This window comes from Clostridium sp. AF32-7AC, from assembly GCF_003477925.1.
GTDB classification, from domain to species: domain Bacteria; phylum Bacillota; class Clostridia; order Lachnospirales; family Lachnospiraceae; genus Otoolea; species Otoolea fessa.
Window position 1 is genome coordinate 54,215 of sequence record NZ_QUEG01000001.1, and the last position, 12,265, is coordinate 66,479.

A 12,265-nucleotide genomic window follows, 5' to 3' on the forward strand; every position below is an offset into this window, starting at 1 on the left:
CACAGGAAAATCCCGCAGAAAATATCTCAGATAGGATAGGAATGGATAAGATATAAATAAAATCGTTTTAATCTCTGTATTTCTATATACCGTCCGGTTTTCGTACTTCAAGAGGATTGATTATCGTACTTGTGGAGTGCGGTTTTCAGTCCTCCGGCGTACCATAACCGGATTTCTTGAAGTCGGTGTTTGGAACCGCTTCATAGGATTTGGGGTAAATGCGGTTGGGTTTTCCACAGCCCTGCTTCTGGATCTCCACCAGTCCGGCATATTGCAGCTCCCGCAGGGTGTTGACCGCCTTCTGCCACCCGCAGTGGAGCAGTTCCACTACCTCATTGATGGGATAGTAGAGGTAAATGCGCCCATATTCGTCCGCCCAGCCGTTTTTCCGGGACAGGTCTGTCCGGCGCAGGATAAAGGCGTACAGTACCTTTGCTTCGTTGGACAGGGGTGTGAATGTGGGGGCTTCAAAGAGGAAATTGGGAAGCCGGATAAAGCTGACCACCTTTTCCGGCTGATGGATATAAATGGTGTTTGTCATATCGTGTTTTGTGGACGGTTAGAAGCCTGTTTCCGGGGGCAGACGGTAGTTTCTATTGCCTACCCCTGTTCTGTGCTTGTAAAGCCTTGTAAATCAAGGACTTTTCAGCCCCTAACTGTCCACACAAGACCTCCTTTTCCGTTCACTTTCTGTTTTCTGCCGCCTGTGAACTCTGGCGGCGCAGTCGGGACAGTATTTCGCCCGGTTGGACTTTGGGACGAACACTCTGCCGCAGACCGCACAGCGTTTTAGCTCCTTATCCCGGAAAACCTCCGCTTCCAGCGTTCCGATTTGCGGCAAGACCGACCAGCGGAACCACTTGCAGCAGACCGAGAAAGAAATGGTCTGGGGGCAGGCGTGGATGTCTCCATCGTCAAGGAACATACAGTTCCCGTCCTCATAACAGCAGCACTCCCGGCGGATCAGGGCGTTTGCCTGTTTCCTCTGTGTCGGTGTCATGCGGTAAAGGGAGCCGTCCGGCTTGCGCTCTATGGGCGGCAGTTGTTTATATGGGTTCTCTCTCATGTGTTCCCTCCATTTTTCCTTTGCCGTTCTCCCCGAAAAGGCTTCCTGCCCCATTCCTGCGGCGTGTTCCAGCGTTGGCACGCTCCCCGGACTTCGGGACATTTTGTCCCGAAGTGGCTCGTTGCGGTGCTTCCCCTGCCGGGGTATTCCTTTTCGGATGGTCATTCATTTTTCAAGGTGCAGTTCATCGATGAACTACCCTAAGTCTACACGAAAAAAATGCAATTCCCGGAATCTTGCGAGAATTGCATTTTAGGGCAATATTCAATTTCAAAATTGCAGTTCTGCAATTTTCTTGTATAATGGGAAATAGGAAAAGGAGGTGCTGTGTATGGCTTTACCCGGAACACCCGGACAAAGGATTTCTGATTTGTGCAACGGCAATCATATTTCTCAAAAGCAACTTGCGGAGAAGATAGGCGTATCTGCTTCCCAGTTGAGCCGCATTGTCAGTGGGGAAACAAAGACGGTCAGCAGCGATATTCTCATAGGCGTGGCAAAGAAATTTAAGGTATCAACGGACTACATATTAGGCTTGTCCACCTTGAGTGTCCGTAAAAGTTATGATATTTCTGAATTAGGATTGTCCGAGGGAGCTGTGAGAGGGCTTGTGGCAGGTACAGTCGATGTGCAAATCCTTAACCGTCTGTTGGAACACAGGAACTTCCCGAAACTGATGGATTTGATACGGATTTATTTTCAAGACACAGCGGCAAAGGGTATCATGGCACGAAATCAGCTGATTGAACTGGAAACGGCTTCCTTGTCCGATCTGATGAAAGAACACCCGGAACATCGGGCAGAAGCAAAACAGGATTTGCAACTTCTGAACGCACAGAAGATGGGAGAACATGAAGCGGAAATTGAAAAAATCAAGAATGTATTTCTTGCTATCCTGCGAGATATTAAGAAAGATATGGACAACAGAGAACAGCCAGGAGAAGCTGTGACCACCGCTATGTTCCAAACCATGCAGGAAACCATGAAAGACCACCAGCAGGAGCTGCTTTCTATGGACGATGTAACTGCTATGATTGCCGGACAGATTGGGAAGTTTCTTCCGATGGACGAGGAAACGGCGGAACAGTTCCGGCAGTTGGCAAAGAGGATGATGGAGCAGGTAGGAAAATAATTGCAGAAAAATATATGTAGTTTTATAAAACAATCAGGAGGATTACATGAGACGGGTAAAAAAAGAAAAAAGGAATAAAGTGCTTATTTTTAGTGTGATTATCTTGCTTCTTGTATGTGCAGGCATTGCGATAGCCAGTTTGCATAAAGTAAATAATATTTTGTTGGAAAACTCGTCTGAGGCAACAATAGAAATTATTGGAAATTCAAGTACAACTGAACCTGCACAAGAGCTTCGAGGAACTGTAAAAGATGCAACAATGAATACTCTAACTGTTCAAGGTGAGGATAATCGTGAATATTATTTTGGAACAGAAGGTGTAAATATTTCAACTGGTGAGACAGGAATAGTGATTGGGAATCCAGTGACAGTTTCATATCATGGCAAATTGGATTTGAATGCATCTGTACAAGAGGTTGAATTACTTTCCATTACGGTTACGGATTCCAGTTTGAATACCGAAAATCCTGAACCAACAACTGGTGAAACAGAGCCAAGTCCCCCTTCTGCTTCCGTGACACAGAAAGCACAAGAAATTCTAAATGCAATGACGCTGGAAGAAAAAGTTGGACAGATGTTTATTGCACGCTGTCCCGAAATAAATAGCGTACAGAAGGTAAAGGAGTATAATCTTGGAGGTTATATTCTTTTTAGCCGAGACTTTTCTGGAAAAACAAGAGATGAAATTATCCAGAATATTCAAAGTTACCAAAGTGCAGCAAAAATCCCCATGTTTATCGGAGTAGATGAAGAAGGAGGCACTGTCAACCGTGTTAGCACAAACCCTAATTTGCGAGCTGTGCCTTTCTGGTCCCCTCAAGAACTCTATGCTGAAGGTGGCTTTGATTTGATTCAAAGTGACACACAAGAAAAATGTGAATTATTGAATAGTTTGGGGATTAATTTGAACTTTGCCCCAATCTGCGATGTTTCGCAAAATCCAGAGGATTTTATTTATGACCGGAGTTTTGGACAGAACGCAGAGCAAACTGCCGCTTATGTCCACTTAGTTGTGCAAACCATGTTTCAAGAAGGTATGGGGAGCGTCCTAAAGCATTTCCCCGGGTACGGAAATAATGTGGATACACATACAGGTATTGCTTATGATAATCGCACCTATGAAACATTTTTGAACTCAGATTTCTTGCCGTTTCAAGCAGGAATTGATTCTGGAGCCAATATGGTATTAGTTTCTCATAATGTGGTATCCTGCATGGATAGTCAAACCCCTGCTTCGCTGTCTTCACAGGTACACAAAATCCTGCGGGAAGAATTAAAATTTACTGGAGTTATTATTACAGATGACTTAGCTATGGATGGTGTGCGCAATTTTGCAGAAGACACAAAAATTGCAGTTCAAGCTGTGAAGGCAGGAAATGATATGTTATGCTGCACAGATTTTGAGGTGCAAATTCCAGCCATACTTGAAGCAGTCAAACAGGGAGAAATTACAGAGGAACGAATCGATGAATCTGTTTTACGCATATTAGAATTAAAAATTTCACTTGGGATAATATAAAGGTTTATTTACAAATAGTCTAAAATTTCAGTTTTTACGGGAGTGTGTCCACAAGTTCGGTGTAGAACGAGGAACGGGGACTTTCATATACGCCCTGTCTGCTGATGAAACCAGTCCTGCGCTTGCGGCTCCACGTCACGCAATCACAACCCTGTTTTCCTGCTGCTTCAAACGCCTTTGCCCTCCCCGGCGGCAACCTTATTTTCGCAGCAACGCCGACAGAGCGTATAACACACTACACTTTGCAAGCAAAGTCGTGTGCCAAGGGGCAAGCCCCTTTGGAAACCCCGGACAACAAAACAGGCTGAATATCTCGCACTTTCCCGGTGCTTGATACTCAGCCTTTATTTGTTGTCAGCAGCCCCCGTTTCGTGGTCTGCGTGTAGTTCCTTGTAAACTGACCTAATAAAACGATTATATATATTTAAAATCATACGTCTGGAACAGGCATTTCCACTTCCTCCAACTACAAGGAAAGCCTGTATCCAGGCGTATTTTCGCTTATTAGGGAAGGTCAAGTATCATTTTAGACACGTTATGGTCCATAACCATTTACCTATACGTCCATATTCGAAAGAGAGTTGGAACATTTTTGGTGGGAATGGTAAAGTAATGTCAGAAAGAAACAGAGAGCTTCAAGAGGTTGGGTTTCAGACGCTGAAACAAAATGAAAAGAAACAGACAAATAGAACTTCTGAAGAAGCAATCTCTGACAGATAAAGGAGGAAACCATATGAGATTTGCAACTATCAAAGTGAACGGAACAGAAAAAGCCGGTATCGTCTTAAAGAATGGAGTGCTTCCGATTGAGGCACTGAATGCAGCAAAGGGAACTGCATGGGCCGAGGATGTCATGAGTCTCATCCAGAAGCAGCAGATTCCGGGACTGACAAAATGGTATAACGCAGGCGGCAAGGAAGAGCTGGAGAGCATTCCGGGACTGGTTCCGAGTGAGAAAGTTGTATATGGACCGCTCTACCGCAATCCGAAACGTATCTTTGGTATCGGTCTTAACTATGCAGACCACGCTGGAGACATCGGTTCCGCAGCTCCGAAGGGATTTCCGGGAAGCTTCTTCAAACAGGCAGACACCCTGATTGGTCCGGACGATGAAATCCTGCTTCCGAAGTTGAAAGAAGCACAGAAAACCACCGCAGAGGCAGAGCTTGGAATCATCATGGGCAAGGATTGCAGAGATATATCCGAAGAAAACTGGCAGGATGCCATCGTCGGTTACACCACCATCCTTGATATGACTGAGGAATCCATCTTAAAGGGAAATGATTATGTAAGCGGCAACCCGAGATATTTAACCATCGTAAAGAACTTCCCGACCTTCTTCTCCTTCGGTCCGGAGCTTGTAACCCCGGATGAGGTACCGGATGTCAATGAACTTCTGGTCCAGAGTGTTCACAACGGTGAAGTTCATGCAGAAAACGTAGTAGCAAACATGACCCACAGACCGCCGCGTCTGGTATCCCTGCACAGCAGCATCCAGGGATGGTACGCAGGAGACATCCTTTCCACCGGAACACCGAGAGCGTTCCACATCCAGGATGGCGATGTAGCAGAGTGCCGCATCACCGGACCGGACGGATTCGAGATGACACCACTTGTAAACCCGGTTGTTGACTTAAAAAAACATCCGGAAAAGGAAGTGTAGGAAAATAAAAAATTCAAACAGAACATTCAAATCATTTTATATATTCATTTTACAGGAGGTAACAGTATGGATTTAGGATTAAAAGACAAGGTAGTTCTCTGTATGGCATCAGCAGCCGGACTTGGCAAGGGAATTGCAACCGAGATGGCAAGAGAAGGTGCAAAGGTTATGATTTGTACCGCAGAACCGTTTAAAGATCAGCTTCTGGAAGCACAGGCTGAGATTGAGAAAGAAACCGGAAACCGTCCGGAGACCTTCCTCTGCGATGTTAACAAGGCGGAGGACATCGAGGCACTTGTAAAACACACCGTTGAAACACTGGGCGATATCTACGCACTCGTAAATATGTGTCCGGGTCCGAAGCCGGGACCGTTCGTAAGCTTTGATGATGCGGCATGGGAGGGCGCTTTTGAGATGTGCCTGCTCTCCTACGTAAGAACCATCCGTGCGGTACTCCCGTCCATGAAACGTCTCGGCGGCGGCCGTATCGTAAACTCAACTTCTTCTTCCGTTAAGGACTGCCTGGACAACCTGATTCTTTCCAATACCATGAGAATGGGCGTTGTCGGCATGAGCAAGACCCTGGCGAGTGAGGTCGGCAAAGACAATATCTTAGTCAATGTCATTGGACCAGGTCGTATCGGCACCGCAAGAATTGAGAATCTGAACAAGATGCGTGCAGACAAGGCTGGCATCAGCGTAGCAGATTACGAGAAGGAAGACCTGAAGAAGTTCCCGATGGGACGCTACGGCACCATCGATGAATACGGACGTCTGGCTACATGGCTGTGCTCCGAGGCGAATACATACGTATCTGGTCAGACCATCCTGTTAGACGGTGCGATGACAAGAGCATACTAATTGCAAAACATGGCAAAGATGCATTTCCGGAATGCAGGACATCCGGAAGAGTTCACGGAAGGCATGTTTTGCAGGTGAATTGGGAAATTTACCCGGAACTGCAGATACCTCTCTCCCGGAGGACATTTGGGGAAATGAAATCTGGGAGAGAATATAGCATAGAGGAGGTTGTTTAAAGCAGGCACTTTTGAAATAGAAAGTGCTGTGAAACAACATGGTGGTCACATATGTGTGAACAGTAAGTGAGGGTATTGCATAAGAAGGGGAATATTCATGAAAGAAAAAAAGAAATTGAGCTTGGCGACAAAGACGTTCATCGGTTTTGGCCTTGGTATTGTCATCGGACTCGTATTTGGAGAAAAAGCAACCATTGTAAAACCTCTGGGAACCATCTTTTTAAATATGATTAAAATGATTGTCGTTCCGATGGTATTCTTTTCCATCACAGCGGGAGTCGCGAGCTTAGGAGACTTGAAAAAGCTTCGGAACATTGGCGTGAAGGTGGTTGGACTGTATGCGCTGACATCTGCACTCTGTGTAGGATTAGGGCTTATCATGGCAAACATCATCAATCCAGGAAAAGGATTTGATTTAACCGCGTTATCACAATCGACTGATTATGAGGCGCAGGCGATGCCGAGTATCATTGATACGTTAATCGATATGTTCCCATCCAACATTTTCACTTCTTTTACCAACACAAATATGCTGCAGATTATCGTATTTTCGGTATTCTTAGGCGTAGCACTTATCATGATGGGAAAAGAGGGGGAACGCCTTTTAGCAGGTGTACAGAGCTGTGCCAATGCAATGTATAAAATCACAGCTATTGTTATGGAGTTTTCTCCGATTGGTGTATGTGCACTGTTAGCAGATTCAGTTGGTGCATATGGTCTGAAAATCTTTGGACCGCTCGGAAAGCTGATTCTCACGGTTTATGCTTCCGATGTAATCCTTGTTTTACTGATGTATATTCCGATGGTAGCGCTTCTGGCAAAGTTCCCGGTAAAGAAATGGCTGCAGGGTATCTGGAAAGTATGGGTTGTAACGGCCAGCACCACCAGCAGCAGCGGTTCTCTTCCGATCACAACCTCTGTTACGAATGATGAGTTTGGCGTATCTTCCGAGTTATCATCGTTCTCCCTGCCGCTTGGCGCAACCATCAACATGAATGGTGGATGTATCTACTATGCAGCAGCTATCGTCATGACGGCACAGATTTATGGAATGAACCTGACACCGTCCGCATTGGTAAACATTATTATTTCTACTGTATTAGTAGCTATGGGCTGTCCGGGTGTTCCGGGAGGCGCGATCATCATGACCACGATTCTTCTGACGAACATGGGACTTCCGCTGGAGATTGTAGGTCTGATTGCCGGTATCTTCCGACTGATTGATATGGCAAATACAACCTTTAACGTAACCGGTGATGTGGTAACTACCATGGTAGTAGCACGCAGCGAGGGCATGATGCATACGCTGGGAACTGGTGCGGAAACCGAGACGAAGGCAGCGTAAGGGCTGGAGAACAGAAAAACGGAATTCCGGTCGGCTACCAGGAAAAATAAAATATTCTTGGAAAAGTGTCAGCAGATGCGGACCAATGAGAATCTGAGAGTATATGCAGAATGAAAAGGAGATTTTATTATGGATAAATTATTCGCAAAAAGAATGGATGAACTGGTTCCGTCTGGAATCCGTAAAGTAAACGAAAAGGCGCTGGCAATGGAGCGCGCAGGAGAGACGGTCATTCACTTTGAGTTAGGGCGTCCGGATTTCGATACACCGGAATACATCAAGAATGCCTGCATCGAGGATATCAAAAAAGGCGATGTATTCTATACTTCCAACTTTGGTACCATGGAGCTGCGGGAGGCGATTGCCTGGAAATTAAAGACGCAGAACAATGTAGAGTACAAACCGACTGAGATCATCGTCAGTGTAGGTCTTTCCGAGGCAGTTTTTGATGTCATGGCAGCAATTCTCGACGAGGGCGATGAGGTTCTGGTTCCGAATCCGGGCTGGTTAAACTACTTAAATGTTCCGAAGCTTCTGGGCGCGGTTCCGATTACCTATACATTGAAAGAGGAGAATGATTACCAGATTGATCTGGATGAGATTCGTGCAAAGGTTACCCCACGGACCAAGGCACTCGTTCTTATCACTCCGAGCAATCCGACCGGCGGTGTGCTGGCAGAGGATGTGCTGAAAGAACTGGCAGAGATTGCTGTGAAGAACGATATCATGATTATATCAGATGAGGTATATGAGAGACTGTTATACGATGATGCAAAACACATCAGCATCGCCTCTCTTCCGGGCATGAAGGAGAGAACCATCACATTAAACGGCTTCTCCAAAGCATACTCCATGACCGGCTGGCGTCTCGGCTACGCAGCCTGCAGCGAAGAGATTGTCAAGACTGTCAATAAGCTGCATCAGCACGTGGTTACCTGTGCAAGTTCCTTCGTACAGAAAGCCGGCGTCGTAGCGCTGAAAGAAGAGAAGAACGAAGTAGCAGACATGGTAAAAGAGTATCAGAGACGCCGCGACTATGCAGTTAAAGCAATCAACGAGATCGACGGACTGAGCTGCCGTTGCCCGAAGGGTGCATTCTACATCTTCATCAACATCGAAAAGCTTGGCATGAGCGGCCAGGAATTTGCTCCGCTGCTTCTTGAAAATGCCAAGGTAGCAATGGTACCGGGCGATGTATTCGGAAGCGAAGGCGACCACTATATCCGTATGTCCTTTGCAAACAGCTATGAGAATGTTGTTGAGGGATGCAAGAGACTGAAGGAATTTGTGGAGAAGATTCGTAAGTAAAAGTTACTTAAAAAATTTGCTTTACGAATTGAAAGACCGAGTGAATGGTCGGAATCTGGATAAGGAAGAATAGTAGAATAAAAATTCTTCAAATGTTAAATAAATTCGACCAAGAAATGATAGAAAAATATGAAATAAAACACAGGCAGCTTCGACGGATATCGTCTAGGCTGCCTGTGTCTATTAGGGGCTGAAGTCCCATTTTGTACGTTTTGTGCAAAAATTCTAAAATATATGTAGAAACAGAATGCACAGAGAAAGAGCAAATTCTTATGCCTTAATCTTCTTTTCCTCCAGATTCCGGTAATACTCCTTCACCATATCGATAAAATCCTTCGCGTGTGGTGAAATAATGCTGTTCTTCTTATATAAAAGCAGCAGCGGCACGCTGAACGGTGGATTGTCTACGGTGAAGAATGCAAGCTGCTCCACGTGGGCAGTGTGGCGGATTCCGCCTTCCGGCAGGAAGGTGATGCCGAACCCTCTTGCCGCCAGGTTGACCGAAGTCGTACTGCTGGTGGTGTATAGGGCATCCTTTGGTTCCATATTCATCTTGGCAAAGAGGTTTTTCATGGCGTGTCCCATGACCTGATCCTCCTGCAGCAGGATGAAGCGTTCCCGGCGCAGCTTTTTCATGTCGATTGGAAGCGGATGGTCCGGAGTGCCTGCTTCCAGACCGCGGATAGCCGGATGGTCCTTGCTGGCTACCAGAAGGAGGCGCTCATTGAAGACGGTGTCATAGACGAAATCATCCAGATTGAGCGGCATATTCATCAGAGCGAAATCGATCTGATCCTCCTGTAACAGCTTGGAAAGCTGGGCAGTGTGGTGTTCACGTAAGGTGATGCGGACATCCGGGTGGCTTTCAGAGTAGCTTGGCAGGATATCCGGCAGCAGGACGGATCCGCGCCACAGCGTCATGCCGACATTCAGAGTACGGCTGCGCCCCGTTTTCAGCTCGCCGAGCTGTTCCTCAAACTGCCCGGTCAGGACTCCGACACTTTCCAGATAACGCATATAGATTTTTCCTGCCTCAGTTAGTTTGAGCGGCATATGGCTGCGATCGAAGAGCTTGACGCCTAATTCCTTTTCGGTTCGTGCGATACACTGGCTTAAATATGGCTGTGACAGATATAATTTTTCAGCCGCTTTGGAAATGCTTCCCTCACGGACGGTGGTAATAAAATACTCCGGGTTTTTAATATACATTTTTCCGCCTCCATTTAGCTTAATTAGCCTTTGCTTTATAGGACTATTTTTAAATGCTTATATTATTGTAAAAAAACAATATTTATATTCTCGTTCCGGGGATGGTATTTCAAGTTGATGCGTGTTATATTATAGCCATCAGGAAAAAACAAGAGTTTTCACTTAGAAGTATCCTAATAATATATAATAATATTACAATAGCGATATGTCAAGTGAAGAACCGACCTGATTCTATACCAATCCCTTTTATGTATAAGTATTGACAGGTATCCGTTACCAGTTTATTTCTTTTTATTTATGTAAACCCTATTGCATCAACCCTCCATGTGCGGTCAGAAGCCAATGACAGCACTACAGCAGTTATCCGAAGATTCCCTCTTGGAGGATAACATGCGTTTCCACGGAATTGCTGCCGATTGGGTAACGGATTTCAAGGCAGAAGTGGAGCAAAGATTTAATAAAAAACCGTTTAGTCAGGAGTTGACCCCTCCTAGCTGGACGGTTTTTTATTGTCTGGATAAGTAGGGTGGAATAGCTTGAGCGCATTATATACCCCATTTTTAACTAGGTTTTTTCAAAAAGCCGCTCATTCTTGCTTGTATTTTTTCAATTTTCCTATATAATAATAAAGAACGTAGATGAAGCTTTTACCTTTATTGCTACAAACTATGTACGCAGCAAATGTTTACAGGCGGGGAGTTCCTGCCGTGAGATTCCGTGTGATACAATCACAATAAAGGCAGGCGTGCATACACTAAGAAGAAAGGCGGATTTATTAGTTATGAAACAGTTGATTTATCTGGACAATGCGGCGACAACCAAAACGCGTCCGGAAGTAGTGGAGGCAATGCTCCCGTATTTTACGGAGTATTACGGCAACCCGTCTTCCGTTTATGAATTTTCGGCAGAGCCGAAGAGAGCGATTGCACAGGCTCGCGAGACGATCGCGAAAGCGCTGGGCGCAAAGTCCAACGAGATTTACTTTACCTACGGCGGCACGGAGTCTGATAACTGGGCGCTGATTTCCACAGCAGAGGCATATCAGGCAAAGGGCAAGCATATTATCACGACCAAGATTGAGCACCATGCGATTCTGCACACCTGTGAGTACCTGGAGCAGAGAGGTTTTGAGGTTACTTATCTGGATGTAGATGAGTTCGGTGTTGTTAAATTAGACGAGCTGGAGAAGGCGATCCGTCCGGACACCATCCTCATCTCTGTTATGTTTGCAAACAATGAGATCGGTACGATTGAGCCGATCAAGGAAATTGGTGAGATTGCGAAGAAACACGGCATTTTATTCCACACCGATGCGGTACAGGCATTTTGTCATGTTCCGATCAATGTAGATGAGTGCCATATCGATATGCTCAGTTCCAGCGCTCACAAGTTAAATGGACCGAAGGGAACCGGCTTCCTTTATATCCGTACCGGATTAAAGACTCGTTCCTTCATCCACGGCGGCGCACAGGAGCGTAAACGCCGCGGCGGTACCGAGAATACGGCTGGTATCGTAGGATTCGGCAAGGCAGTTGAGATTGCGATGGCGACGATGGAAGAGCGCACAGCAAAAGAAAAAGCGATGCGTGACCACCTGATCGAGCGTGTATTAAAAGAAATTCCATTTGCACGCCTCAACGGACATCCGTCCCAGAGACTTTCCAACAATGCAAACTTTGCATTCCAGTTCATCGAGGGTGAATCCATGCTGATCATGCTTGACATGGAAGGCATCTGTGGTTCCAGCGGTTCTGCATGTACCTCCGGATCCCTGGATCCGTCCCATGTACTTCTGGCGATCGGACTGCCGCATGAGATTGCACACGGTTCCCTGCGTCTGACCCTGTCAGCCGAGACAACCATGGAGCAGATTGATTTCACGGTAGACTGCTTAAAGAAGATTGTAGAACGTCTTCGTTCTATGTCTCCGCTGTATGAGGATTACATTAAGAAACATCCGCAGCAGTAAGATTTAGACATTTTAAG

At 45.9% G+C, this 12,265-nt stretch carries 10 protein-coding genes; 7 read left to right on the forward strand and 3 right to left on the reverse strand.

The features are described 5' to 3' along the window. Nucleotides 1–145 precede the first annotated feature (145 nt). The gene (locus DWZ45_RS00245; protein WP_118467027.1) at nt 146–541 is read right to left on the reverse strand and encodes a replication initiator protein A; all 396 of its coding nucleotides are present in this window, start codon (nt 539–541) and stop codon (nt 146–148) included. 111 nt (nt 542–652) lie between these two features. Beyond that, nucleotides 653–1,066, reverse strand: a complete 414-nt coding sequence (locus tag DWZ45_RS00250) for a cysteine-rich VLP domain-containing protein (protein ID WP_117558696.1) — start codon at nt 1,064–1,066, stop codon at nt 653–655. A 331-nt stretch (nt 1,067–1,397) separates the two neighbouring features. Here DWZ45_RS00250 and DWZ45_RS00255 point away from each other — a divergent pair, with 331 nt between their 5' ends. The 6 genes from DWZ45_RS00255 to DWZ45_RS00285 all read left to right on the forward strand — a co-directional run bounded on the left by DWZ45_RS00255 (nt 1,398) and on the right by DWZ45_RS00285 (nt 9,070). After that, nucleotides 1,398–2,198 carry a helix-turn-helix transcriptional regulator gene (locus DWZ45_RS00255; RefSeq protein WP_118467029.1) on the forward strand — a complete coding sequence of 267 codons (801 nt, stop codon included), beginning with the start codon at nt 1,398–1,400 and terminating at the stop codon, nt 2,196–2,198. Between the two features lie 46 nt (nt 2,199–2,244). After that, nucleotides 2,245–3,717, forward strand: coding sequence for a glycoside hydrolase family 3 N-terminal domain-containing protein (locus DWZ45_RS00260; protein WP_227589721.1), 1,473 nt, complete (start codon nt 2,245–2,247; stop codon nt 3,715–3,717). Nucleotides 3,718–4,450: 733 nt separating this feature from the next. After that, nucleotides 4,451–5,380 (forward strand): fumarylacetoacetate hydrolase family protein, encoded by a 930-nt coding sequence (locus tag DWZ45_RS00270; RefSeq protein ID WP_118467031.1) that lies wholly within the window; start codon nt 4,451–4,453, stop codon nt 5,378–5,380. 66 nt (nt 5,381–5,446) lie between these two features. After that, the gene (locus DWZ45_RS00275) at nt 5,447–6,241 is read left to right on the forward strand and encodes an SDR family oxidoreductase (protein ID WP_107001269.1); all 795 of its coding nucleotides are present in this window, start codon (nt 5,447–5,449) and stop codon (nt 6,239–6,241) included. 273 nt (nt 6,242–6,514) lie between these two features. Next, complete coding sequence (locus tag DWZ45_RS00280) at nt 6,515–7,762, forward strand: dicarboxylate/amino acid:cation symporter (RefSeq protein ID WP_107001268.1); 1,248 nt, start codon at nt 6,515–6,517, stop codon at nt 7,760–7,762. 129 nt (nt 7,763–7,891) lie between these two features. Beyond that, nucleotides 7,892–9,070 (forward strand): pyridoxal phosphate-dependent aminotransferase, encoded by a 1,179-nt coding sequence (locus tag DWZ45_RS00285; protein ID WP_107001267.1) that lies wholly within the window; start codon nt 7,892–7,894, stop codon nt 9,068–9,070. A 270-nt stretch (nt 9,071–9,340) separates the two neighbouring features. On the opposite strand, the gene DWZ45_RS00290 is transcribed toward DWZ45_RS00285, so the two are convergent. Next, on the reverse strand, nt 9,341–10,279 hold the full coding sequence (locus DWZ45_RS00290; protein ID WP_022358755.1) for a LysR family transcriptional regulator: 939 nt from the start codon (nt 10,277–10,279) through the stop codon (nt 9,341–9,343). Nucleotides 10,280–11,060: 781 nt separating this feature from the next. On the opposite strand from DWZ45_RS00290, the gene nifS reads away from it, so the two are divergent. Next, entirely contained in the window at nt 11,061–12,248 is a 1,188-nt protein-coding gene (nifS, locus tag DWZ45_RS00295; protein ID WP_022358754.1) for a cysteine desulfurase NifS, read from the forward strand. Nucleotides 12,249–12,265: the final 17 nt, after the last annotated feature.